The sequence below is a fragment of the Shewanella dokdonensis genome (assembly GCF_018394335.1).
Taxonomy (GTDB): domain Bacteria; phylum Pseudomonadota; class Gammaproteobacteria; order Enterobacterales; family Shewanellaceae; genus Shewanella; species Shewanella dokdonensis.
In genome coordinates this window covers 2,560,606-2,585,105 of the sequence record NZ_CP074572.1, presented here as the reverse complement: position 1 = coordinate 2,585,105, position 24,500 = coordinate 2,560,606, and the positions used below count along the sequence as shown (strand labels likewise).

At 49.4% G+C, this 24,500-nt stretch carries 18 protein-coding genes, 3 tRNA genes and 6 pseudogenes; 6 read left to right on the top strand and 21 right to left on the bottom strand.

Annotated elements, in window-relative coordinates; translation table 11 throughout:
• Positions 1–6: 6 nt before the first annotated feature.
• The 12 genes and pseudogenes from hflX to orn form a co-directional block, all read right to left on the bottom strand.
• Positions 7–1,312 (bottom strand): annotated as a pseudogene (gene hflX, locus KHX94_RS12490) (ribosome rescue GTPase HflX).
• A 17-nt stretch (positions 1,313–1,329) separates the two neighbouring features.
• Positions 1,330–1,611 carry an RNA chaperone Hfq gene (hfq, locus tag KHX94_RS12485; protein ID WP_213680891.1) on the bottom strand — a complete coding sequence of 94 codons (282 nt, stop codon included), beginning with the start codon at positions 1,609–1,611 and terminating at the stop codon, positions 1,330–1,332.
• Positions 1,612–1,699: 88 nt separating this feature from the next.
• Positions 1,700–2,588: pseudogene (gene miaA, locus KHX94_RS12480) on the bottom strand (tRNA (adenosine(37)-N6)-dimethylallyltransferase MiaA).
• 37 nt (positions 2,589–2,625) lie between these two features.
• A pseudogene (gene mutL / locus KHX94_RS12475) lies at positions 2,626–4,394 on the bottom strand (DNA mismatch repair endonuclease MutL).
• Positions 4,395–4,401: 7 nt separating this feature from the next.
• A pseudogene (locus KHX94_RS12470) lies at positions 4,402–5,729 on the bottom strand (N-acetylmuramoyl-L-alanine amidase).
• Complete coding sequence (gene tsaE, locus KHX94_RS12465) at positions 5,722–6,198, bottom strand: tRNA (adenosine(37)-N6)-threonylcarbamoyltransferase complex ATPase subunit type 1 TsaE (RefSeq protein ID WP_213680890.1); 477 nt, start codon at positions 6,196–6,198, stop codon at positions 5,722–5,724. The pseudogene KHX94_RS12470 and the gene tsaE overlap by 8 nt, the downstream one beginning before the upstream one ends.
• A gap of 38 nt (positions 6,199–6,236) precedes the next feature.
• Positions 6,237–7,712 (bottom strand): NAD(P)H-hydrate dehydratase, encoded by a 1,476-nt coding sequence (locus KHX94_RS12460; protein WP_213680889.1) that lies wholly within the window; start codon positions 7,710–7,712, stop codon positions 6,237–6,239.
• Positions 7,713–7,910: 198 nt separating this feature from the next.
• Positions 7,911–8,366, bottom strand: a complete 456-nt coding sequence (locus tag KHX94_RS12455; RefSeq protein ID WP_213680888.1) for a ferritin family protein — start codon at positions 8,364–8,366, stop codon at positions 7,911–7,913.
• A gap of 302 nt (positions 8,367–8,668) precedes the next feature.
• A tRNA-Gly gene (locus tag KHX94_RS12450) sits at positions 8,669–8,744 on the bottom strand.
• A 21-nt stretch (positions 8,745–8,765) separates the two neighbouring features.
• A tRNA-Gly gene (locus KHX94_RS12445) sits at positions 8,766–8,841 on the bottom strand.
• A gap of 34 nt (positions 8,842–8,875) precedes the next feature.
• Positions 8,876–8,951 (bottom strand) — tRNA-Gly (locus KHX94_RS12440).
• Between the two features lie 101 nt (positions 8,952–9,052).
• Positions 9,053–9,598: an oligoribonuclease gene (orn, locus tag KHX94_RS12435; protein WP_213680887.1), complete on the bottom strand. Its 546-nt coding sequence runs from the start codon at positions 9,596–9,598 to the stop codon at positions 9,053–9,055.
• A gap of 95 nt (positions 9,599–9,693) precedes the next feature.
• Here orn and rsgA point away from each other — a divergent pair, with 95 nt between their 5' ends.
• From rsgA to KHX94_RS12420, 3 genes and pseudogenes are all read left to right on the top strand, one after another.
• Positions 9,694–10,755, top strand: coding sequence for a small ribosomal subunit biogenesis GTPase RsgA (gene rsgA / locus KHX94_RS12430; RefSeq protein WP_213680886.1), 1,062 nt, complete (start codon positions 9,694–9,696; stop codon positions 10,753–10,755).
• Between the two features lie 24 nt (positions 10,756–10,779).
• Positions 10,780–11,653 (top strand): annotated as a pseudogene (gene asd / locus KHX94_RS12425) (archaetidylserine decarboxylase).
• Between the two features lie 69 nt (positions 11,654–11,722).
• Positions 11,723–12,445, top strand: coding sequence for a glycerophosphodiester phosphodiesterase (locus KHX94_RS12420; RefSeq protein ID WP_213680885.1), 723 nt, complete (start codon positions 11,723–11,725; stop codon positions 12,443–12,445).
• A 2-nt stretch (positions 12,446–12,447) separates the two neighbouring features.
• On the opposite strand, the gene KHX94_RS12415 is transcribed toward KHX94_RS12420, so the two are convergent.
• On the bottom strand, positions 12,448–12,780 hold the full coding sequence (locus KHX94_RS12415) for a DUF3392 domain-containing protein (RefSeq protein ID WP_213680884.1): 333 nt from the start codon (positions 12,778–12,780) through the stop codon (positions 12,448–12,450).
• 50 nt (positions 12,781–12,830) lie between these two features.
• Between KHX94_RS12415 and KHX94_RS12410 the strand changes: the two genes are divergently transcribed.
• Both KHX94_RS12410 and KHX94_RS12405 read left to right on the top strand, forming a co-directional pair.
• On the top strand, positions 12,831–13,757 hold the full coding sequence (locus KHX94_RS12410; protein WP_213680883.1) for a D-2-hydroxyacid dehydrogenase: 927 nt from the start codon (positions 12,831–12,833) through the stop codon (positions 13,755–13,757).
• A 182-nt stretch (positions 13,758–13,939) separates the two neighbouring features.
• Positions 13,940–14,131 (top strand): bacterioferritin-associated ferredoxin, encoded by a 192-nt coding sequence (locus KHX94_RS12405; protein WP_213680882.1) that lies wholly within the window; start codon positions 13,940–13,942, stop codon positions 14,129–14,131.
• A gap of 53 nt (positions 14,132–14,184) precedes the next feature.
• Here the strand turns inward: KHX94_RS12405 and parC are convergent, their stop codons facing one another.
• From parC to nudF, 7 genes and pseudogenes are all read right to left on the bottom strand, one after another.
• Entirely contained in the window at positions 14,185–16,485 is a 2,301-nt protein-coding gene (gene parC, locus KHX94_RS12400) for a DNA topoisomerase IV subunit A (protein ID WP_213680881.1), read from the bottom strand.
• A 30-nt stretch (positions 16,486–16,515) separates the two neighbouring features.
• On the bottom strand, positions 16,516–17,553 hold the full coding sequence (locus KHX94_RS12395; protein ID WP_244859450.1) for a PQQ-dependent sugar dehydrogenase: 1,038 nt from the start codon (positions 17,551–17,553) through the stop codon (positions 16,516–16,518).
• A gap of 140 nt (positions 17,554–17,693) precedes the next feature.
• Positions 17,694–19,580: a DNA topoisomerase IV subunit B gene (gene parE / locus KHX94_RS12390; protein ID WP_213680880.1), complete on the bottom strand. Its 1,887-nt coding sequence runs from the start codon at positions 19,578–19,580 to the stop codon at positions 17,694–17,696.
• A gap of 52 nt (positions 19,581–19,632) precedes the next feature.
• Positions 19,633–20,208 (bottom strand): YqiA/YcfP family alpha/beta fold hydrolase, encoded by a 576-nt coding sequence (locus tag KHX94_RS12385; protein ID WP_213680879.1) that lies wholly within the window; start codon positions 20,206–20,208, stop codon positions 19,633–19,635.
• 35 nt (positions 20,209–20,243) lie between these two features.
• A complete protein-coding gene (gene cpdA, locus KHX94_RS12380) occupies positions 20,244–21,083 on the bottom strand; it encodes a 3',5'-cyclic-AMP phosphodiesterase (protein WP_213680878.1) in 840 nt (279 codons plus the stop codon).
• A 15-nt stretch (positions 21,084–21,098) separates the two neighbouring features.
• On the bottom strand, positions 21,099–21,527 hold the full coding sequence (locus tag KHX94_RS12375) for a DUF1249 domain-containing protein (protein WP_213680877.1): 429 nt from the start codon (positions 21,525–21,527) through the stop codon (positions 21,099–21,101).
• Positions 21,508–22,133: pseudogene (nudF, locus tag KHX94_RS12370) on the bottom strand (ADP-ribose diphosphatase). Before nudF ends, KHX94_RS12375 begins: the two are co-directional and overlap by 20 nt.
• A gap of 248 nt (positions 22,134–22,381) precedes the next feature.
• On the opposite strand from nudF, the gene tolC reads away from it, so the two are divergent.
• Positions 22,382–23,704 carry an outer membrane channel protein TolC gene (tolC, locus tag KHX94_RS12365; RefSeq protein WP_213680876.1) on the top strand — a complete coding sequence of 441 codons (1,323 nt, stop codon included), beginning with the start codon at positions 22,382–22,384 and terminating at the stop codon, positions 23,702–23,704.
• A gap of 56 nt (positions 23,705–23,760) precedes the next feature.
• On the opposite strand, the gene KHX94_RS12360 is transcribed toward tolC, so the two are convergent.
• Positions 23,761–24,498, bottom strand: coding sequence for a TIGR04219 family outer membrane beta-barrel protein (locus tag KHX94_RS12360; RefSeq protein WP_213680875.1), 738 nt, complete (start codon positions 24,496–24,498; stop codon positions 23,761–23,763).
• Between the last annotated feature and the right edge of the window lie 2 nt (positions 24,499–24,500).

Genomic DNA, 24,500 nt, shown 5'->3' with positions numbered 1-24,500 from the left:
AGAATATTAACAGACAACATTATCTTCTTCAGGAATGTAGACCAAACGCATGATCTCGCCTTCACTCTGTTTGATAAGCCGCTGCCAATCCGCTTCAGGCAAACGCACGGACAAAATACAGTTCCCCAAGTCGTCATACGATTTCTGCTGTATCGCGTCCAGGTTATAAAATTGGCCAAGATAATGGCCTTTCGCGGCGGGGATTTTCAGCGTTGCACTGATAATAGCGTTACCAGTGATCTGCTCAATTGCCTGCTTCAACAGATCCAGTCCCACGCCTTTTTGTGCCGAAATCCAGACCCGATAGGGGCGGCCTTCAGCATCAGTATCTATTTTGGGTTCTACCTCTTCCAGCAAATCAATCTTATTACAAACAACCAGTTGTGGAATTTTATCGGCATCAATTTCATGCAAGACGTCCTGTACCTGGGCAAAATTGTCATCCATGTTGGCATCGGCACAGTCCACAACGTGCAACAATAAATCTGCTTGCCGCGTTTCCTGCAATGTTGCTTTAAATGCGGCCACCAGCTCATGAGGCAGATGGCGGATAAACCCCACGGTATCCGCTAAAAATACTGCGCCATGTTGCAGTTCCAGTTTACGTAATGTTGGATCTAACGTTGCAAATAACTGGTCTGCTGCATACACAGTAGACTCAGTCAACATATTGAAAAGTGTAGATTTACCCGCGTTGGTATAGCCCACCAACGAAACCGTGGCAAGATCGCTTCGCTGTCGGGAACGACGGCTTTGCTCACGTTGCTTATCCACTTTTTCCAGGCGGCGATTGATATACTTGATACGACCACGCAGCAAACGACGGTCGGTTTCCAACTGGGTTTCGCCGGGACCACGCAGACCGATCCCCCTTTTTGCCGTTCAAGGTGGGTCCAGCCACGTACCAAGCGCGTTGACATGTGGCGCAATTGCGCTAGCTCCACTTGCAACTTACCTTCGTGGGTACGGGCACGTTGGGCAAAAATGTCCAAGATTAGTGTGGTGCGATCCAACACACGGCACTGGCACAACATTTCCAGATTGCGCTCTTGAGCCGGGCTAAGTGCATGGTTAAAAATCACCACATTCGCACCAGTCGCCGCCACCATCGCGGCGAGTTCCTCGGCTTTGCCGGTCCCTACAAAATATTTGCGATCGGGTGCTTTCCTGCTCCCAGTGATCACCCCAACCGACCGAGCGCCGGCGGACTCCACCAGTAACTGCAGTTCCAGCAAATCTTCCCGACTATCTTCATCGGTAAACTCGATATGCACCAGAACGGCAGTTTCCCCGCTTCATAGCGTTCAAACAAGAAGCAACCCCTCGCTATTACTGCTCGCTACTGCTGTCATCAGTGCCGCTGGCGCTATAACCAGCTTGCCCGCCTTGATGACCACTCCCCATATTAAAAGGACGGGAAGGCACCACTGTTGAAATAGCGTGCTTGTACACCATCTGACTTACAGTGTTTTTCAGCAGAATGACAAATTGATCGAAAGACTCTACCTGCCCCTGCAACTTAATGCCGTTAACCAGATAGATTGAAACCGGAACACGCTCACGGCGTAACGCGTTCAAAAATGGGTCTTGTAAAGATTGCCCCTTAGCCATTTTTTATTTCCTTTTTGCTTTATATATATTAATCCAACAATGACACTTTCTTATTTAGTTTTAGTATTATACAGCAAGGGCCATTAAGCTAGCGGCATTGACGTATAAGTGTAACTAAATTTCCCGCTGCACCGCTTTCCAGCCAATTCAGCCCGGGCCACCCCGCAACCATGTTAATTGACGCTTAGCCAATTGCCTAGTGGCGGCAATGGCTTTTTCTACCATAGCGGTGTAATCATAATCACCGTCAAGATATTGCCAGCATTGGCGATATCCGACACATCGCATCGATGGCAAATCCAGATGCAGATCGCCCCGAGCTTTTAACTTAATCACTTCATCGATAAATCCAGCGGCTAACATCTGTTCAAAGCGCCAGACGATGTTTTGATGTAGCTGCGCCCGCTGGGCAGGCGCCACCGCAAATTGCACGATGTCATAAGGCAACGCATCGCCTTTTATCTGTGTCAGTTCAGTCAAGGTCTTACCACTAATACGGTAAACCTCTAATGCGCGTGACAAGCGCTGCGGATCGTTCGGATGGATCCGCGCAGCGGCCACTGGATCTATTTTGGTCAGCTCTTGGTGCAATGCCAACCAGCCTTTGCTGGCAACGTCTGCGGCAATCTCAGCCCGCACTTGGTCGTCAGCCCCAGGTAACGGCGATAATCCTTCCAAAAGAGATTTGAAATACATCATAGTGCCGCCCACAAGCAGTGGCGTTTTCCTTTTGCCAGAATCGCTTCAATCTCACGCAGACAATCTGCGCGAAAATCCGCCGCGGAATAGCTTTGCAACGGATCTAAAATATCAATCAAACGGTGCGGTGCCCGCTGTAGTTCTGCTGCTGAGGGTTTCGCCGTACCTATGTCCATCTGCCGATAAATCAGGGCAGAATCGACAGAAATGATTTCACAGTTATGCTGCTCTGCCAGCGCTAGCGCCAACGCCGTTTTTCCGGACGCTGTCGGCCCCATTAAGGTAATTACTCTGGGTAATGCCGTCTCACTCACGCTACTGTTCCAACCATTTACGCCAAGGCAATACCTTAGCTAACTTATAAATCTGTGCCTTAGAGGCTTCGTCTAACATCTCCAGCACTTGCCAGATAGCCGGTGCGGAAACAAAACCTTGCGTACTCTTTGTGGCCAACCATTGCGCTAATTCGCTATCTTCTGGAACGCCTTGCTGTAACCACTGCAACAATTCCGGCAGCAACTTCGCCAGTTGGGTGTCTCTGAGATATGGGGGTACTTTTTTGATTATCAACTGTTGATAGCGAATATTGAGCTCTAACCCCAAGCGTCTCAGTAACGCCTCCTGTTCCTGTAATAATGCTTTCCATTCATTGACGGCATCGATTGCAACAGGCATCAATAATGGTTGTGAAGGTAATCCTTGCGGCAACTTATCCGCTATTTGCTGAAATTTAAGCTGCTGAGCCACTGGCTTTACCGGCAACAACAACAGATTACCTGCATCAGTCAATACCCAGAATTCACCATCCAACAGCGGCGGCATTGCCGCAGCGACTTCTGAGACGTCATTGACCTGCCCAGGAGTGCTTAACAAGGCACCATAACTGTGTAACGCCGCTTTAGACGGTGTGGCTGACGTAGCCGCAACTTTCCCAGCCCCGGCATATGTCGCACTTGCTGTTGAAACCGCCGGTTGAGAAGGCGCGTAACCCTTGTGATTACTGCGTTGCGCCGCCAATTCCTGGGGCGGTTCACTATACGGATTCTCGCTTAATTGCGGCTTAATGGGAAATGGATCTGCTGGCAACAATGCCGCTGATTGTTCCAGTGCAGACGTGAGTGCCTGCAAAATAAAATCGTGTACATAACGTGCCTGATGGAAACGGACTTCGTGCTTGGCTGGATGTACATTCACATCGACCTGATGGGGATCTAGCTGCAACATCAGCACATAACCGGGTTGCTCTATCTCATCGAGATCAGCAAACGCCTGCCGCACGGCGTGGTTGACCAGCCGATCACGAACCAAACGCCCATTCACATAAAAATAATGGGTATCTTGGGGTTCTCGCTGCTGGGGGATTGCAGATAACCACTCAGGTACAGATCGTCATGATGGCATTCAACCTTGACGGCTTGCTCAGCAAAACTGCGGCCAGTGACCTGGGTTAAACGTTGCAGAAACTGGTTATCAGTATTGGCTGGACGATAATGCCGTACCTGCTTGCCATTATGTTTAAGGGTCAACTGAATATCTGGACGCACTAACGCCATGCGTTTCAGCCATTCATCAATATGGGTAAATTCGGTTTTATCACTCTTTAAAAAACGTCGACGAGCAGGCGTATTGAAAAATAGATCGGCCACTTCCATCGTGGTGCCCACTGGATGCGCAGCAGGTTGCAGTTTCACCGCCATTTCAGAACCTTCAGCGTAGGCCATCCAGGCTTCAGACTGTTCTTCAGTACGGGATGTCAGCGTCAAGCGCGAAACAGAACTGATGCTGGCCAGCGCCTCGCCGCGAAAACCAAAGCTGAGAATGGCTTCCAGATCATCCAGTGTATGTAGCTTTGAGGTGGCATGCCGCGACAGCGCCAAAGGTAAATCACTTTGTGCAATGCCACAGCCGTTATCTTGGATACGGATCAGCTTGGCACCGCCTTTCTCAATCTCAATATCGATGCGGGTAGCGCCAGCATCAAGACAGTTTTCCACTAACTCTTTAACCACCGAAGCCGGACGCTCCACCACTTCACCGGCCGCAATCTGGTTAGCCAATTGTGGCGGTAATATCTGAATAGCCATGTCAACCTCAGGCTCTGGGAATGATCAACTGCTGACCGATACGCACAACGTCAGATTTAAGATTATTGGCTTTCTTAATCGCCGCCACTGACACCTGATAGCGCTGCGCAATAATGGATAAAGACTCGCCACTGGCCACCTTATGTTTGATATTGCCGCGTTTTGCCAGCAAAGTACCTTCCGGTGGGTAACTCTCAAAATACTGGCGGATACCCTGCGCCACGGCATCAGCCAGTTGTTCCTGATGTTTCGGACTTTTTAGCAGTTTTTCTTCGGTCGGATTAGAGATAAATCCGGTCTCCACCAGCAGTGATGGAATATCTGGCGCCTTCAGTACCGCCAGACTGGCATATTCTGGACTCCGTTTATGTAAGCGGGTGACTTTTCCCAAATCATTCAGAATATTACTGGCGACTCGATAGCCGGTAGAGCGGGAATTATCCATTGACATATCGATCAATGTCCGCATCAAATACTGTTCGTTATCGGTATTTTGGACGATTTCACCAACGCCACCGAGCAGATCGGACACCTTCTCGCTTTGCTCCAGCAAACGTCCCATCTCACTGTTAGCCCGGCGGTTGGATAACACCCACACCGATGAGCCCCGAGGCTGCGGTGAGGTAAAAGCATCGGCGTGAATCGACACCAGCAGATCGGCTTTAGCTTCACGAGCCAGTTCTGAACGCCGATTGAGTTCCACAAAGTAATCGCCCGCGCGAATACGCACGGCCTTGATCCCTGCAACCGTATTCAATTTGGCAGCAACGCGATTCGCAATCTGTAGCGCCACTATTTTTTCATAGGTACCAGATGGGCCGATCGAACCGGGATCATCGCCGCCATGTCCCGCGTCTACGGCGATGATAACATCCCGATCGCCTTCGGCCCGATTATCCACTTCACGGGCGATGCTACTGGAACCGCCTTGTTCAAAGTCCACCACCAGCCGATCGCCATAGGGGCCAGTGGGGGCAAGGAAAACATGTTTGCTTTCGCCGGTTGGTTCAGATCGACCACCAAGCGTAATGTGCCTTTTGCCGGCGGCGAACTGAAACGAACACGTTTCACCAGTTTGCTGTTATTGCTGAGCTTTTCGAGGATTGACTTGGCGCCACGGGTATCGCTGAGATCAATCACCAGACGTTCAGGACTTTTCAGGGTAAAAGAGTCGTATCGAGGTTTCGCCGCAAGATCAAATACCACTCGCGTAGAATCTGGTGCCGCCCAGATCCGCACACTATTGAGGGTATTGGCCGCCGCGGCAGGAAAAACCACCGTAAAAAATAGGAAAAAAACTATGTATTTTAATAAGATGTTATTAGTTCTAGGCATCATTCTGTAATTTTTCTAATAGCATCCTTCCGGAATCCGAGCAGGCGCTGATGACAACTTCACGCTCAGTATTAACATACTTAATATGCAGCTGTATATCTGCTGGCGGCAAACAACCAATACCCCGTTCTGGCCACTCAACAATGCACACACTGCGGTCGTTGAAATAATCGCGGATCCCCATGTACTCCAATTCTTCAGCCGAACTCAGCCGATACAGATCGAAGTGATAGACATCCACATGTGCTAGCTCATAAGGCTCAACTAATGTGTAGGTCGGGCTTTTTACATTGCCTTTATGGCCGAGCCCCTGGATCAACCCACGACTGAATGTTGTTTTACCAGCCCCCAGCTCACCAGTGAGATAAATGACGAGAGGCGGTACCAATAATCCCGCCAGATGCTGCCCTAAAGCCACGGTTTGTTGTTCATCATTAAGGTGCAAAATCAATGATTGCTGGGTTGTCATTCTCTCAGGGATCCAAGCTAAGGGCCAATAGGCCCATGTTATTCAGTATTCACCAGACGGCGGATCCAAGGCATCAAATCACTTGCGAGCATCCCACGTTCACCATCGCGGGCGGCGAGATCTGCTGCCTCACCATGCACCACGACACCGGCAACCGTTGCCCGGCAGTTATCCAATCCTTGCGCCATCAGCGCGCCGATTATACCAGATAACACATCGCCACACCCACCACTGGCAAGGCCAGGATTGCCCACTGGCGCCACGTACAACATTTCGCCATCACAGATCAGTGTGCCGGCACCTTTCAGCAGTACGGTACCACCATATTTTTGCTGCAATTCACGTACAGCGGCAAATCTATCGGCCTCAACGGTTTGACCATCACAGCCGAGTAACCGAGCTGCTTCCCCGGGGTGAGGTGTCAACACCCACTTAGGTTGCTGTTCCGGTTCACTGCTAAGCAAGTTGAGTGCATCCGCATCCACAACCGCGCGTTTATCTGTCAAACCCACCGCTTTGAAAAGGTTATAACCCCAGTCCTGACGCCCAAGACCTGGCCCCAACACTAACACATCAGCCCAACCAAGACGCTGATAGACTTCCATATCAACCAGTTCACAGCCACGGAACATCAGTTCTGGGCGGCCATCGTTGATCGTCAACTGATGCTCAGGACGGCTAATCACAGTCACCAGACCGGCACCCGCTCGCAAACAGGCTTCACCAGCCAAACGAATAGCGCCCGCCATGCCGTGATCGCCGCCGATAACGGTCACCTTACCTGACTGTCCTTTATGACTGTCGCGTGGCCGCGCTTTAAAGCAGGCTGAGAGAAAATGACGATCCACCCGCAACACCTTAGATTCGGGCAAGTAGGGTGTCAGACCGATATCGGCAAACGACAACTCACCGCAACAATGACGGGCGCGCCCGGTAAGCAAACCTTGTTTGAGCGCGCCCATAATAAGGGTGATATCCGCCATGACCGCGGTACTGGTGGCAGCGCCGGTATCGGCCACAATGCCAGAAGGTAAGTCCAGACTAAGTACCCAAGCTTGACTACGATTGATGTGCTCGATCAGCGCGGCGACCTGTGGTCGCAGTTCGCCACGCACACCGGTTCCCAGCAAACCATCGACTATGATATCGGCTTGCGGCCAGTTGTCTGCACTAACCTGGGCGAACTCAAATGCCTGTAATTGCTGCCAAGCTAGCTGCCATTCTGCGGTAGGCTTGCTGGCAGGATGTAGCAGTAGCGCAGTATCAACGCCAGCTTGCAGCAGATGCCGCATACACACCAGCGCATCAGCGCCATTGTTACCTTGTCCAGCAACGACCAGCACTTTCTGAGTTAATTTAAGATGTTGCTTGAGCAGTTCAAAAGCCGCTTTACCGGCACGCTCAACCAGTTGATAAAGCTGCCCTTCACCCGCAGCAACCCAGGCAAATTCCGCCTGTCTGACCGCCGCGGCGCTATACAAATGGGAAGGTAATTGCGACAAGTCCTGTGCCATTGCTATTCTCCGAAACGCCCTGCATTGCCGAGATTATACGCTCTCTCAGCTTATTGCTGTTGCTATCTTAACCAGACTAGCAACCCTGTCATCAGCGGTTTATGACCTATATCAGAAGATCGTGCTATTACCATAAAAAAGCCCGGCAATATAACCGGGCGTGACAAAATGCTATTTACCAGCGGTAAGCATTTAAACTTAAATGTCTTCCATTCTGATAGTGCTGTGAACCAAACGGTGTTGATGAATTTTCTCCACCCGCACTAGGTCTTCCAGCGCACTTTTTACTTCCGTTGAAGTAGAAGAAGCAGCGGTTTTCTCAAGCAAGGCAATCAAAGCATTGTCGAGTTCCAGATGTAGCTCAAGCACATCATCTTCACTCATGTTGGCGGGCAACATCACATCCTGACAACGCTTTTTAAAATCTTCAAACACGAAATCTTTATACCAGGCATCCAAAATCTTTGACGGTGCCGCGTCGATATAGTCTTCCAGATGCTGGGCCACATCTTTCTGGTGTTTTTCAAAATATTCCAGCACCAGTTTCGCCCGGGAAGAATCAGCCTGATTGTGTAATCTGTGATACATCTTGGCCATGTCAAGACGGCATTCAGCGACATAATCCAGAAGTTCACGCAGTTGTTGGATACGCATCCGGCACCCTCCATTTTGGTAGCGATTTGCTGAGGTTGATTCGAATTGTGTTCATTATGAAAGCAAACGCCCACTGAATACATGACTGGTGTCATAATTTACAAGTAACGGTCAGCCGTATATTAGTAATTATGCAATAAACCTGCGGTGGATCACGAAATCCGTGCCATCATTCCAGAACACAGGCGTGGCAGTTCTGCACCAGTATCATCTGCTAAAAAAGAAAAGCCAATATATACAGCGAATAAGCAATTGCTATTGCCGCTGCCATGGCTAGCTAAATCGGGCTAGAAAGGGAAGATTGGAGCGACATACCGGGTTCGAACCGGTGACCTATACCTTGGCAAGGTATCGCTCTACCAACTGAGCTAATGTCGCAAAGAGAAAAGCACCCGAACTTGGAGCGACATACCGGGTTCGAACCGGTGACCTATACCTTGGCAAGGTATCGCTCTACCAACTGAGCTAATGTCGCATCTACTGTCAAAACAGTAACACTATTCGGGAGTTGGAGCGACATACCGGGTTCGAACCGGTGACCTATACCTTGGCAAGGTATCGCTCTACCAACTGAGCTAATGTCGCACCGCATTCCTACAGGTTTGTGAACCAGCAGGAAGGTGAGGCCGCATTATAGGCAAATTTCTACCCCTGCAACCCCCTGACCATAATTATCTGTCAAACGCTCAAATTTTAAATACCCGTTGCCGATAAAACTTTAACTCGGCGATAGACTCCTGAATATCCTGTAGTGCCTGATGGGTATTTTGCTTTTTGAAATCTTTCATAATTTCCGGCTGCCAGCGCCGTACCAGCTCTTTGATGGTACTGACGTCAATATTGCGGTAGTGGAAATAGTTTTCCAGCTCTGGCATGTATTTGTTCAGGAAGCGCCGATCCTGACCTATGCTGTTGCCACACATGGGAGACACACCTTGCGGCACATACTGCTGCAAAAATGCAATCGTTTCACGAATGGCATCCTGTTCACTGTAGTGGCTGGCCTGCACCCTGGCGATCAAGCCAGATTCGCCATGATGTTGCTGATTCCAGTCATCCATAGCAGCGAGCACTTCATCACGCTGATGAATGGCTATCACCGGGCCTTCCCCCACAATATTTAACTCTTTATCCGTCACCAAGGTGGCAATTTCAATCACTCGGTCGGTTTCCGGTTCCAATCCGGTCATTTCCAAGTCTACCCAGATGAGGTTTTCTGCATTGGCTGCCATAGTGCACCCTTCTCCCAGCTGCCATATTCAGGCTTTTTTATTCAAGACCGTGTATCATACTGCTTTTTTAAGCCAGTCAACAAACCAAGGTATCCGTGAGCAAAAAGAAGCTGACCCATGGCCAGTTGCGCCGTATGAAAGCAAATCATGAAAAACGTTTGCAACGCGGCAATAGCACTGAGACTACAGCCACTGAATTACAGGATAATCTGCTGGGGCCAGAACAGGAAGGCACGGTAATATCGCGCTTTGGCCAACATGCTGATGTGGAAACAGACAGCGGTGAGCTCGTACGCTGTAACCTGCGCCGTACTATTGGCAGTTTGGTGTGTGGTGACAAGGTGGTTTTTCGCCAAGCGATTGATGCTAATCACACAATTCCAGGGATCGTGGAAGCCGTGCATGAGCGCCACTCTAGCCTTACCCGCCCCGATCTTTATGACGGTGTGAAAGTGGTGGCGGCTAATATTGATCAGATCCTGATTGTCTCTTCCGTCGTCCCAGCATTTTCCAGCCAGATCATTGACCGTTACCTAGTTGCCGCTGAAGATTGTGGTATTCCGCCGGTGATAGTGCTCAACAAGATTGACTTGCTGACGGAAGAACAGGCTCCCGCAATTGATAAAGCGTTAGAGCAGTATCGCGCTATTGGTTACCATGTGTATGAAGCCAGTGGCCGCACTGGCGCTGGCATTGAAGAGTTAAAAGCTTTGCTGGATGACAAGGTCAGCATCTTTACCGGCCAGTCAGGCGTGGGGAAATCGTCACTGATCAATGCGGTGTTACCCAATGCTCAGCTGCTGATTGGCGATGTGTCAGACAACTCTGGGCTGGGTCAACATACCACGACAACATCAAAACTATTGCACCTGCCATCAGGTGGCGATCTGATTGATTCTCCCGGTGTCCGGGAATTTGCCCTGTGGCATCTTAATGCCGAGCGCGTTAGCTGGTGCTTTGTGGAATTTCGTGATTATCTCGGCGGCTGTAAATTCCGCGATTGTAAACATCTGGACGACCCCGGCTGCCGATTGCGAGAAGCCGTCGAGCAGGGCAAAATCGCCCGGGAGCGTTTTAACAACTACCACCGGATTATTGCCAGTCTTGATGAACAGCGTCATGCACGCCAGTTCCGCGCTGGTGTCGATGATTTTTAAACCTCGTAAAGAAGGAACTATACCTTGGACAAACTGAAGATTGCACTGCAATACCTGTTGCCCAAACATCTACTTTCAAGAGTGGTTGGCAAATTGGCGGCTGCGGAAGCAGGTGCGTTGACAACTAGCGCCATTCGCTGGTTTATCAAACATTACGGCATCAATATGGCCGAAGCGCAGATTACTGATGCCGAAGATTACCGCAGTTTCAATGCATTCTTTACCCGAGCGTTAACAGCGGGAGTCCGGCCACTGTGTGATGACCCACAGTATCTGGCCCATCCGGTAGACGGCACCGTTAGCCAATGTGGCGCCATTGTCGATGGCAGGATCATTCAGGCTAAGGGACACGACTACAGCGCGCTAGCCTTGCTGGGGGAAAGATGCAGTTGCCGCCCGTTTTGACGGCGGAGACTTCGCGACCATTTATCTTGCCCCCAAGGATTATCATCGCATTCACATGCCGATTGATGGCGTGCTGTCAAAGATGATCTATGTTCCCGGTGAACTGTTTTCCGTCAATCCACTGACCGCCCGCCATGTGCCAGGGCTGTTTGCCCGCAATGAACGGGTGGTCGCAATTTTTGAAACTCGCATTGGCCCGATGGCGATGGTGCTGGTAGGTGCTACCATAGTCGCTAGTATTGAGACCATCTGGGCTGGCACGGTTACACCACCGGCCGGTGATAAGGTGTTCGTCTGGGATTATGACACTCAGGGCGACGAAGCCATCACCCTGCGTAAGGGCGAAGAGATGGGGCGTTTTAAACTCGGTAGCACAGTGGTGTTGCTGTTTGCCAAAGATGCACTAGCAGAATTTGCCGAAGGTGTTGAAGCAGAAGCAGTTACCCGTATGGGAGCAGCATTTGCCAAGATTGCTGACAGCACTGAAATCTGAGCGGAAGTACTGTGATGTTGGGGCTATCGACATCACTATAAAAGGCTGATGTGGTTGTGAGAGGCTAATATGTTGGTTTTTGCACATCGTGGTGCCAGTGGCTATGCGCCAGAAAACACCCTCAAGGCGATGATGTTAGCAGCAGAGCTAGGTGCCGATGCGGTAGAGCTGGATGTACATAATGTGGAAGGTGAGCTGCTGGTGTTTCATGACCGGCAGTTGGCTCACAAAAGTAGTGGCAGTGGCCTCATCCACCGTAAAACACTGCAAGAGATTGCCGAGTTACGCGTAGGCGGTGAACCGATCCCGACACTCAAACAAGTGCTACAAGCGCTGAATCGCCGTTTGTTGGTCAATATTGAATTGAAAGGGATTGGTTGTGTGGCACCATTTCTGGCGCAATATCCTCAGTATCTTAACGAGCTCGGATATCGTCCTGAACAATTATTGGTTTCCTCCTTCAACCACCCTTACCTACGCCAGGTAAAGTTACAGTATCCAGAGGCCCATGTTGCACCATTGCTGGCCAGTATTCCTGAAGATCTGGCGGCCTGCGCCAGTGCCTTAGACGCTGTGGCACTGCATGTGGATATCAACTTTATCAGTCATCAACTGGTCACCGACACTCATAGGCGCGGTCTAAAGATACATGTTTATACCGTTGATGATGTAGAGGATATTCGCGCACTTAGACAGCTTGGTGTGGATGGCATTTTCAGTAATTTTCCGGATAAGGCCAAGCAAGTCCTTGCGGAGACTGGCGCAGAGAATTACAGCGATTGGTTTGAGTAAACTCAGCTTTGGTTATTACGCTGCGCCCAACTCCCCACCACAATGAAGGTGGCAACCACCAGTAAAAACATCCACATCGCTGGCATGTGGGCCAATTGTCTGGCAAGCCAAGGACTAGCAACAACAATTAACATGCCGTAGCCAAACGCGTTAAGCACAATGAAAATCAGCGTGCGCACAACAAAGTTGCGGGCACCTAGCTGACGCCGCAACCAACGGTTTACATCGGCACCAAACACCAGCACGATACATGCAACCATAGCGGTGGCAATTTCGCTCAGCCAAGGATGCAGCATAGCGCCAAGTTTGGTTAAATATTCAACAAGATAATGCATCTTATAACAAGCTCTGGTCGTAGATGGTTGCCAGCATATAGGTATCAGAAATGGTTCACAAGTTACTGTTGCTTACCCGTGAAAATTGCCACTATCAGACATTACTGCAACAACTGGCATTACCGGAGCTGATGTTACTGGATGACGCGCCTACCGCAATTTGCGAAGCTGATATCTGGTTAGCCGAACCTGCGCTAGCAGCGCCGTTATTACCTCTCGCCCACAAACTGCAGTGGCTGCAATCGACTTTTGCCGGGGTGGATAAATTGCTTACGTCCAAGAGTCGTCAAGATTATCAACTGAGCAATATCAAAGGGATTTTTGGCCCATTGATGAGTGAATACGTTTTTGGTTATCTGTTAGCACACTGTCGGCAACAGCAGTTGTACCGAGAGCAACAGCAGCAAGGGTTATGGGCACCGGCGGCATATCGGAGTTTGCAGAACCAAACCATGTTGCTGTTAGGCACCGGGTCTATCGGCAGTCACATTGCCACCACCGCGCAACATTTCGGTATGAAAACCATCGGCATGAATCGCAGTGGTCGCCCAACAGCATCGTTCCATCAAATCATTAGTGAAATTGAGCTAGCACAAGCGTTGGCAGACGCCGATGTGGTCGTCAATACCTTGCCAGCATCGGCTGCCACCACGGAAATACTCAGTGCAGAACGCCTTAATTGCCTGAAACAAGGCGCATTACTGTTTAATATCGGCAGAGGCAGTGCTATCAACTTACTTGCATTGCATGAATTGCTACTCAGCCGTCCTGATGTCACCGCTATCCTGGATGTATTTCCACAAGAGCCGCTGCCAGCCAATCACGACTTATGGCGGCAGAACAACGCAATCATTACACCGCATATTTCGGCACCGAGCTTTCCAAAACAAGTGGTGCAAATTTTTGCCGATAACTACCAGCGTTGGCGGTGCCAGCAACCACTGCAATACCTAGTTGATTTCAATCGCGGCTACTAATATTGCTGGCGGTAATGCGATTCCTGATAACAACAGCAACTGTAACATAATGAATTTTATGTAAATTTGATAACCTGACGTGATCTAGTTTGAAATTTAAACAAACAGTATTGTTATTGATAACTATTTTTATTTATAATAAAAGCAATTCCACTCTTCAGTGCTTCCGGAGTTCAGCAGTTATGTACGTTTGTCTGTGCCACGCCATTACGGATACTCAGATCAGACAGGCCGTCAGCCAAGGAGATACCAGCCTTAAAGAAGTTCGCCAGCGTTTAGGTGTTGGTGATCAGTGCGGTAAGTGTAGCCGTATGGCAATGCAGATCATCCAACAGCAACTAGATCTAGAACCTAACTACTACGAAGTCGCTTGACGTCAATTCTTAGTAATGAAAAAGCCGCAGAGAATGCGGCTTTTCGTTATGTTTCAGTCATTCTCTAGCGGAACATCGCTACTGGGATCTTCCACTGGTGCATCCTGATTGATATCAACACTGTCTACCCGCTGTAATCCTCTTGGCAATTTGGCACCACGGCGCCCACGTTCACCACGATAATATTCCAAATCGCTGCTCTTCAATGTCAACTTACGTTTGCCAGCCCACAAGGTCACGCTAGCGCCCTGTGGCACCAGAGACAGATGCGTCAACAGTTCTTCCCGCAGTTTTGCTCGCTCTGAGGGAATACCGATAATCTTGTTTCCCTTCCCTTTAGCCAGTTGTGGCAGCGCATCTACCGAGAACAACAACATTCGTCCTTCGTTGGTAATGGCCAGGATAGAATAATCCACACCGCTTTCCAGACGTTGCGGAGTTAATACCTTGGCATTAGCAGGCAAACTCAATAACGCTTTACCCGCTTTATTACGTGAAACCATCTCCTTGAATTCACAAATAAATCCATAGCCAGCATCACTGGCAAGGAGGAACTTGTTGTCATCATCACCGAGCAGTACATGTTCCATGGTTTCACCCGGCACTAAATTAAAGCGGGTGGTGATAGGCTCACCTTGGCTGCGGGCAGAGGGCAAGGTATGGGTCTCGGTAGAAAACGCTCGGCCAGCACTGTCAATAAACACTGACTGCTGATTGCTACGCCCCATAGCTGCACACAGGAAATTATCGCCAGCTTTATAGGAGAGCCCGGCGGCATCGATGTCGTGGCCTTTGGCGCAACGCACCCAGCCCTTTTCCGAAAGAATGACGGTAACAGACTCGGTAGGAACCAACTCCTGTTCAGACAAGGCTTTGGATTCTGCACGCACCACCAGCGGTGAACGTCGGTCATCACCGTAAGTATCAGCATCGGCTTGCAACTCTTTCTTGATCAAAGTCTTGAGACGACGTTCTGAACTCAGCAACAGTTGCAGATGTTCGCGCTCTTTTTCCAATTCGTCCTGTTCGGCACGAATTTTCATCTCTTCGAGTTTGGCCAAATGCCGCAGTTTCAATTCCAGAATGGCTTCTGCCTGTTTATCACTGAGGCTGAAACGGCGCATCAATTCTGCTTTGGGTTCCTCGTGAAAGCGAATGATCTCAATGACTTCATCAATATTGAGGAAGGCGATCATCAAGGCTTCGAGAATATGCAGTCTGGACAAAACTTTATCTAAACGAAATTCCAGACGTCGACGAACAGTGGCGGTACGGAAAGTCAACCATTCCGTCAGCAGTTGCTTCAGGCCCTTCACCTGTGGCCGGCCATCCAATCCTAAGACGTTAAGATTGATACGGTAGCTTTTTTCCAGATCGGTAGTGGCAAACAGATGTGCCATCAGTTGTGCACAGTCCACCCGGTTTGAACGTGGCACAATGACCAGTCGTACCGGATTTTCATGATCCGATTCATCACGCAGATCGGTCACCATCGGCAGTTTCTTGGCTTGCATCTGCGCCGCTATCTGTTCCAGCACTTTGCTGGAACTGGACTGATGCGGCAATGCGGTCACCACGATTTCACCATCTTCCACAACGTATACGGCGCGGGCTTTGATACTGCCACGACCAGATTCGTAGATTTTACTAATCTCATCCGGCGGAGTGATAATTTCAGCGGCGGTCGGGTAGTCGGGGCCGGGAACAAACTCCATCAACCGCGGCAGATCGGCGGCGGGATTGTCCAGTAGTTCAATACAAGCCAAGGCCAATTCGCGAGCATTATGGGGCGGAATATCGGTGGCCATGCCCACCGCAATACCGGTAATGCCATTTAGCAGAATATGTGGCAGACGCGCGGGTAACACCAAGGGTTCTTTCAGTGTTCCGTCAAAATTGCTGCCCCAATCCACAGTGCCTTGACCCAATTCACTGAGCAGCACTTCTGAAAAGCGCGACAAGCGCGCCTCGGTGTAACGCATCGCGGCGAAGGATTTAGGATCATCCGGCGCGCCCCAGTTCCCCTGCCCGTCCACCAGCGGATAACGATAAGTAAACGGCTGCGCCATCAGCACCATGGCTTCATAGCAGGCACCATCACCGTGAGGATGATATTTACCCAGAACATCACCCACAGTACGAGCAGACTTCTTATATTTAGCAGTGGCAGACAGCCCCAGTTCGCTCATCGCGTAGATAATGCGCCGCTGCACTGGTTTAAGGCCATCACCTATATGAGGCAGGGCGCGGTCCATAATGACGTACATGGAGTAATTGAGATAGGCATCTTCTGTGAAACGCCGCATTGGGATCTGTTCCACGCCATCCATACTCAGGGCCAACGGATCGCTCATGATAGTTTTCCTGTACCGTAGTTATGATTGTTATTCATCAGCTTCATCTGCACTATTGCCTTTATAAAACAGTCGATAGATGTTGCCTTTTAGATCGTCAGAAATATACACCGAGCCATCGGGAGCTAATGCCAAACCGTAAGGGCGTGCCACCGGGAACTCTCCATCAAGAAAACTCACCAGGGTAGAACGGCTGACCACCTTATCGCCGTCCATTTTTAACAGCACAATCTGGTAACCCACTTTACTGGAACGGTTCCAAGAACCATTTTCTGCGACCAGCATCTGCTGCTGGTATTCTTTGGGGAATTGCGTGCCGTTATAAAACAGTAATCCCATGGGGGCGACATGTGCCGGCAGCTCAAACACAGGCAGCTCAATCTTGAGGTTTTTCGGCTGGTTATAAGCGGGTTCTTTGATCGATTTACCGTGTATATATGGAAAGCCGAAATGCTCACCTGAGGCATCAATGCGATTAATCTCATCGGGCGGAATATTATCGCCCATCCATTCTCGGCTACTGTCAGCAAACCACAGTTTGTTATCGAGCGGATTCCAGTCGAAACCCACTACCTGACGAATACCAGTCGCAATCTGCTGCGATTCACCGGTATTTACATTCAGCGCAATGATGCTGCCAAAAGGCACGACAGGTTCGCATACATTGCAGGGCGCACTGATTGAAATATACAGCCGCCCATCAGGGCCAAATTTAATGCCACGAGTACTCTTACTGCCTTTACCAGGCAGGCGATCATAAATTTCCTTGGGTCGGCTTGGCCGCTTCAGTCGTTGTTCAATATTGTTAAACACGACGATACGATCATCCAGCGCGGCATATAGATCGCCATTATGAAATGCCAAGGCTTCTGGATATTCCATATTTTTTGCGATCAGATAGCGACGATCCACGCGGCCATCGTTATTACTGTCAACCAACGCGGTGATAGTGCCACTCTTGCGCGAGCCAACAAATAGCGTGCCTTGATCACCGACCGCAATCTGTTTGGCATCACCTAATTCGGTGGCATACAGGGAAACGCCAAAGCCCTTGGTAACGGTGATCATAACTGACTGAGCGGCATTAGCCGTCCCGTAGCCGAAAGTAGTTCCCAGCAGTAACAAACCTGCACCGGCCTTCCTGCCGATTCTGTTACAGAAATTCATCATAACCTTGCCTTTGCTCTTGGTTTCAGGCATTCGTGCACTCAAAACTCGGCCAGATCTCCCTTAGTCTCCAGCCAGGACTTGCGATCGCCAGCCCGCTTTTTGGATAACAACATGTCCATCATTGCCACAGTTTCCTCGACATCATCAATCGTCAGTTGTACCAATCTACGGGTATTGGGATCCATCGTGGTTTCCCGAAGCTGCAGTGGATTCATCTCACCCAGCCCTTTGAATCGAGTCACCTGCACTTTACCTTTTTTGTTATCTGCCGCAATACGGCTGAGGATGCTTTGTTTTTCTTCTTCATCCAGTGCGTAATGCACCTCTTTACCTATGTCGATACGGAAAAGTGGTGGCATCGCGATGTGAATATGTCCTTGTTCAACCAGGATTTTAAAATGTTTTAAGAATAATGCGCACAATAAGGTCGCAATGTGCAAACCATCAGAGTCGGCATCTGCCAACACGCAAATCTTGTCGTAGCGTAACTCAGAAATATCATCACTGTCTGGATCGCAACCTATAGCCACGGAAATGTCGTGCACTTCTTGCGAGCCCAATACCTGCGAACCGTCAACTTCCCAGGTATTAAGGATCTTACCGCGTAACGGCATGATGGCTTGAAACTCTTTATCCCGCGCTTGCTTAGCACTACCACCGGCCGAGTCACCTTCCACTAAAAACAGTTCTGTACGATGATTGTCCTGGCTGGTGCAGTCCGTCAGTTTTCCTGGTAATGCGGGCCCGGCGGTGACCTTCTTACGGGCAATTTTCTTAGCGGATTTCAAGCGTTTCTGTGCATTGCTGATACACATTTCAGCTAACAGTTCGGCTTGGTCAGTGTGGCTGTTAAGCCATAGACTAAAAGCATCACGCACAATGCCAGACACAAAAGCAGCACATTGACGGCTCGACAGCTTCTCTTTGGTTTGCCCAGCAAACTGCGGGTCTTGCATCTTGACCGACAGCACAAATGAGGCTTTATCCCAAATATCCTCTGGGCTCAGTTTCACGCCACGGGGGATCAGGTTCCGAAACTCGCAAAACTCACGCATGGATTCCAGCAACCCTTGCCGAAAGCCGTTCACGTGCGTACCGCCCAGCGGAGTGGGGATCAAATTGACATAACTTTCATTGAGACATTCGCCACCTTCAGGCAACCAGGTAATGGCCCAATCGGCAGCTTCAATCTTAGTGCTGATGCTGCCCACAAACGGCTCTTCCGGTAATGTAAGCGCATCTTTAATTGAATCTTTTAGGTAATCGGTAAGACCGGCTTCATAGAACCATTCTTGTTCTTCACCCGACTGTTTATTGACAAAACGAATGCGCAAACCGGGACACAACACCGCTTTAGCACGCAGCAAATGAGTCAGTTTGCTAATGGAATAATTAATAGAATCAAAATATTGCGCTTCTGGCCAGAACTGTACACGGGTGCCGGTATTACGGCGCCCACAGCTACCAGTGACATGCAAAGCTTCAACACGATCGCCATGCTCAAAGGCAATATCATAGACTTGACCATCGCGGCGAACGGTGACTTCAACCCGCTTTGACAGCGCATTGACCACTGAGATACCTACACCGTGTAACCCACCGGAAAATTGATAGTTTTTGTTGGAAAATTTACCACCGGCATGCAGTTTGGTGAGGATCAACTCAACCCCTGGGATGCCTTCTTCTGGGTGAATATCCACCGGCATCCCACGGCCATCATCGATGACTTCCAGGGAGTTGTCTGGATGCAAAATCACATCAATTTTACTGGCAAATCCCGCCAACGCTTCATCGACACTATTGTCGATCACTTCCTGTCCCAAATGGTTGGGCCGCGTGGTGTCCGTATACATGCCAGGACGACGTTTGACCGGATCTAGTCCGTTCAGCACTTCAATGGCATCGGAGGTGTATTGATTTGTCATAGCGTATACTTTTTTATTTTTCCGGCCATCGTGGGCCGCACAGATCTGATTGTCAAGGCAAGCACAAAAAGCGACTCACCACATCCAGCTTATCGCCATAGCCCATAAAGCTGTGATTGCCGCCAGCTTCCAGCAGCATCTCACAACAATGGTATTTCGCCAATGCCTGACGATAATCCAACACTTCATCGGCGGTTTGTAACAGTACCAAAAATCGCTCAGGATTGAGAATGACCTGTGTATCATATTGCCGCAACTGTTGCTGATGTTCCGGCAACAGTTGATAGTGTTCGCCGGTATAAGGGTTAAATTGAGGCCCGAGATAATCTTCAAATAATTCGTAGGGCTTTACTGCCGGATTAACCAGCACGGCTCGTCCACCATACTGCTGAACTAGCCAACTGGCAAAATAGCCGCCGAGTGATGAACCGATAACACACAGTTTTTCGCCAGCGGCCAGCGCTTGTTCCGTAATATTTTGCAGTAAGGCCATAGCAGGCTGTGGTGCACTGGGCAACTGTGGCGCCTCAATACGCAGTTCAGGAAACCGTTGCTGCATATACGCTTTGGTCACTCTCGCTTTATCGGAATCGGGAGAACTGTTAAAACCGTGAATGTAGAGCAGCATAGTTCCTCACACTGGCAGCCACGCTGAGGAACAGATCAGTAGCCACTCGCCTGAATATCTGGGGCAAAACGCTCGCCGGGGATTCGGTGCACATTGGTCAGCATGCTACCATCTGCTCGCAACTCCAGCAATCGGTAGCCAGGTTGCAGCACGTCCAGTGCAAAATAGGGCGATTGCGGTTTGAATTGGATGCAAGTGGACGGCGTTGCCATCAACGCAATTGGCTGATGCTCGCCTTGATAATGACTATCAAGCTGCTGATGCACATGCCCCCACAGCATGCCTTTCACCTGAGGTAATGTTGCCATCTGCTGCAAAAATTCATCACCGTTATCCATCCAGTGTTGATCGAGCCAGGCACAGTTCACTTTTATCGGATTGTGGTGCATCACCAGTAAGACGTGCAATTCAGGTGCAGTCTCAATAGCACTACGAATGATGGCAAACTCTTCTTCGGCCAAATGGCCGCCCGGCTTTCCCCGCACGGTCGAGTCCAGCAAAATAATCTGCCAATTACCCGCCAATATCCGTCGTTGGCCAAAAATCTGCTTTCCCTGCATATGCAGGTGCATTATGCGCGGGTCGTCATGGTTACCCGGCAGGTAATGACAGGGGAGATTGAGCGGCGAGATAGCTTTAACAAAATTGTGATAGGACTCGCCCGAAAAGTCCTGGCTGAGATCGCCCGTTGCCAGCAACAGATCTGCCGGATAACTGAGCGCCTTGATGGTATTGATAACCGCTTCAAAACTACTGGCAGTGTTGACACCCAACAAATGCCCTTCCGCATCGGCAAACAGGTGAGGATCGGTAATCTGCACTATGCGTACGCTATGATCCTTTGGAATACGATAAGTGATAGCCTCTTTCAGCACATTGATTACCCAATACTATGACTGACAAACAAGGCGCGCACGACAGTCGATTTTCAACAACTCCTCCAGAAAGGCGTTAACCTGATACTTTTCATTCCGATGATGCATATGCAGATTTGGATAATCGTACACTGGCTGCAGTCGGGAAATCTGTTGACTGCTTAACACTTCTGCTAATTTAGCATCATGATAAACTCTTACAGTAACTTGTGGCACTGGCACTATAGTGGCGCCAGCCATTGGCCGCGAAATACTCACCACCTGCGTATAGGGCGTGCTTTCCAATAAGCTGACATCCAAACAACCAAAATTCCCTTCCACTTGCCACTTTGCACCTGTGTGACAATCTTCGGGTAGCCAACGGGCGATATGGGCGTAATTACGCCCACACAACGCCAGAAAGCGGCTGACATCCGGTTGATACTTATCTTTTATTTTTTGCATCCGAATCCATCAGTTGTTGGTAATTAAGCTGCAACCATTGTAACCCTAAAACCGTCGACGCATTGTCAATACGCCCATCGGTGGTCATGGCATAAGCTTGCTGCCTGGGTAACACCATCACCCGAATATCTTCATGCTCGGAGGCTAAGCCATGTACCCCATTGGCCTGGCTGGCATCAACTGCCGCCCAATAAAAATAAAAACGTTCGGTACAGCCCCCGGACTGGAAAGAATACTGTTAACCAGTTGCATACTACTTGCCCGCAGGCCGCTTTCTTCCAGCAGTTCTCGATGGGCTACCTGCTCCGGGGTTTCACCGTGCTCAATCATACCGGCGACCAATTCTAGCAACCAAGGTGAATCAGTAGTCATTAGCGCGGGGAAGCGCAACTGTTCGATCAGCACGACCAGATCTGTCAGCGGATCGTAGGGTAATACCACTACCGCATGCCCACGTTCAAATACTTCGCGGCGCACCTCACCACTCCAACCACCAGCAAACAAGCGATGACGGAAGCGGTATTCTTCCATAGAAAAGAAGCCGGAATAAAGTGTTCTTTTGCCTAAAACCTCAATATCATTTTTGGAGAATTTTTCAGATTTCATTATTGCTCCGTTTCTGCCATAACTTATCTCCACTGCCACAGATCTTTCGTCACAATTGAGCTGCATCATTAATTCATAAAATCTGTTACACTTCGGAGTTGACTGGAAATCAGATGGTTTTTAGTATTTCTGCCAACAAGTTTTGCTGTATCGGGAAGCGTCGGGAAGCGCAAACCGCCTTTTTAAGGCATTAACAGTCTAACGAAGTTAAACCACCTGTACAGGGTGTTTGTCTATAAGGACAGCTAATGAAATTCAAGATCCGCACTTTATGCGCGGCGTTAACGCTCGCTGCTTCTGCACATTCAGCGCACGCCGACGATTTGCTTCAGATTTACCAGCAGGCACTCACTAATGATCCGGTGGTTTTGCAGGCTAAAGCGCAACGCGACCAGCTTTATGAAGCCATTGAAGAAAACCGTGCACCATTGCTGCCAAGTATCAGTGCTTCCGTCGGTTATGATAAAGCATGGCTAGATCCAGGTAATGATACTCGGGGTTTGACCGGTAGCGTCTCTCTGAGTCAAGTGATCTATAATCACTCCGCTTGGGTCGGTTTGAGTCTGGCTGAAAAAGCCGCCTCTCAGGCTGATGCCATTTATGCAACATCACTGCAAAGCCTTATCACTCGGGTGACCACGGCTTATTTCAACGTGTTGTTGGCTAACGATACCTACGCTTATCAGATTGCTGAACAGCGTGCGATTGAGCGGCAGTTGGAACAAACCAAACAGCGTTTTGCCGTTGGTTTGACCGCGATTACCGATGTCCATGAAGCACAAGCCCAGTATGACTTAGCAACAGCGTCTGTGATTTCAGCTAAGAACGAACTGACCAACAGTTACGAAGCATTGCGTGAAATCACCGGGCTAGATCACTCAGATCTGAAAGTACTGGATACCCAACGTTTTTCAGCTTCTATGCCAACGCCAAGTAAAACTGACGAATGGCAAAAAATTGCTGAAGATAGTTCACTGTCATTGCTGACAGACAGAATTGCCAAGGATATTGCCCAAGAAACAATTACACTGCGCAAAGCTGGTCATCTGCCATCTGTGAGTTTGAGTGCCGGTTACACTAAAGGGCTGGATCAAAACACCAATGGTGCTAGCCAACCTGACTACGATCAGAGCAGTGTGGGGTTGAATCTGAGCATCCCTATCTTTGAAGGTTTCAAAGTAACGTCTCAGGTCAAACAGGCACAGTTCGCTTATGTCGAAGCCAGCCAAGCACTGGAACAGACACACCGTCAGGTGATCAAGAGCGTGCGTAGCGACTTCAACGATGTTGCCGCTGCCATCAGTTCTATCAAGGCTTATGAACAGTCAGTGATCTCTTCTGAAAGTGCACTCAAGGCTACCCAAGCAGGGTTTGAAGTGGGTACACGTACGATTGTAGACGTACTGAACAGCACCAGAACGCTGTATAACGCCAAGCGTCAGCTTGCCAGCGCTCGTTACAGCTACATCAACTCAGTGATGGCGCTGAAACAAGCCGCAGGTACATTGAATGAAAACGATGTCGTTGGCATTAACAATGGCCTGACCGCTGAAGCACAGCCGCAGCAGTAAGCTCGCCGAATATAAAAAAACCGCCATTTGGCGGTTTTTTTATAACTTTAGTAGTGTTAAAAAACCACTTCAACACCGGCAAAAACACCATCAAACTTCATGTCAGCACTGGCGCCATCAAAATCATTAACATCAAAGTTGAAAGTACGATAGCCCGCATGAATTCGGGTATCCAACGCTATCCCATCAAACTGCCAACCAAGCCCTAGCTGATAGTCATAAACACTGGATTCATCAATGCCGGTCAGAATGTCTGCATAGGCAAACAGCCCGGAGCCCGGTAGTCCAAGTTCAGCATTGGCGTACCCCATAAACACCCCTTTACTCAACTCTAAAGTCGCCGATTTACTGCCCTGATAGACACGAATTGAGCCATCAAACTTCTTATATGCGGCGCCCACATCCAATGACAGAATGTCGTTATCCAGCAGCTCGTAATAGCCAATAAAATCGGTATTTCCCAAATCAACATTAGTGTAGGTTTCGCCGGTATAGTGAATACCACTAAATGACATATCGGCATCAGCTAACGTGCCATCTTCTTCCAGATGATTTTCGCGGATCTTCAGGTTTGGCAAAAATGGAATTGGATGTTCTATCGCCAGCCATAAACTGTAACGCGCTGAAGAATCATAGCCAAATTCCTGTTGTGGCTGACCTTTTTCTGCAAATGTACCACTGGCATCCGCATTCCAATAATCGCCACCGACCTTAAATCCCAGCACTGTGGCGGCCGGTACAGAGGTAGCCGTTAGAGATCCCAACACCGCCATTGCCATCAACGTTTTTTTCATCA

Excerpts from the sequence above, each read along its gene's own strand:
- hfq (WP_213680891.1), bottom strand. The coding sequence starts at position 1,611 with ATGGCTAAGGGGCAATCTTTACAAGACCCATTTTTGAACGCGTTACGC.
- tsaE (WP_213680890.1), bottom strand. The coding sequence starts at position 6,198 with ATGACAACCCAGCAATCATTGATTTTGCACCTTAATGATGAACAACAA.
- KHX94_RS12460 (WP_213680889.1), bottom strand. The coding sequence starts at position 7,712 with ATGGCACAGGACTTGTCGCAATTACCTTCCCATTTGTATAGCGCCGCG.
- KHX94_RS12455 (WP_213680888.1), bottom strand. The coding sequence starts at position 8,366 with ATGCGTATCCAACAACTGCGTGAACTTCTGGATTATGTCGCTGAATGC.
- orn (WP_213680887.1), bottom strand. The coding sequence starts at position 9,598 with ATGGCAGCCAATGCAGAAAACCTCATCTGGGTAGACTTGGAAATGACC.
- KHX94_RS12420 (WP_213680885.1), top strand. The coding sequence starts at position 11,723 with ATGTTGGTTTTTGCACATCGTGGTGCCAGTGGCTATGCGCCAGAAAAC.
- KHX94_RS12415 (WP_213680884.1), bottom strand. The coding sequence starts at position 12,780 with ATGCATTATCTTGTTGAATATTTAACCAAACTTGGCGCTATGCTGCAT.
- KHX94_RS12410 (WP_213680883.1), top strand. The coding sequence starts at position 12,831 with ATGGTTCACAAGTTACTGTTGCTTACCCGTGAAAATTGCCACTATCAG.
- KHX94_RS12405 (WP_213680882.1), top strand. The coding sequence starts at position 13,940 with ATGTACGTTTGTCTGTGCCACGCCATTACGGATACTCAGATCAGACAG.
- parC (WP_213680881.1), bottom strand. The coding sequence starts at position 16,485 with ATGAGCGATCCGTTGGCCCTGAGTATGGATGGCGTGGAACAGATCCCA.
- KHX94_RS12395 (WP_244859450.1), bottom strand. The coding sequence starts at position 17,553 with ATGATCACCGTTACCAAGGGCTTTGGCGTTTCCCTGTATGCCACCGAA.
- parE (WP_213680880.1), bottom strand. The coding sequence starts at position 19,580 with ATGACAAATCAATACACCTCCGATGCCATTGAAGTGCTGAACGGACTA.
- KHX94_RS12385 (WP_213680879.1), bottom strand. The coding sequence starts at position 20,208 with ATGCTGCTCTACATTCACGGTTTTAACAGTTCTCCCGATTCCGATAAA.
- KHX94_RS12375 (WP_213680877.1), bottom strand. The coding sequence starts at position 21,527 with ATGCAAAAAATAAAAGATAAGTATCAACCGGATGTCAGCCGCTTTCTG.
- tolC (WP_213680876.1), top strand. The coding sequence starts at position 22,382 with ATGAAATTCAAGATCCGCACTTTATGCGCGGCGTTAACGCTCGCTGCT.
- KHX94_RS12360 (WP_213680875.1), bottom strand. The coding sequence starts at position 24,498 with ATGAAAAAAACGTTGATGGCAATGGCGGTGTTGGGATCTCTAACGGCT.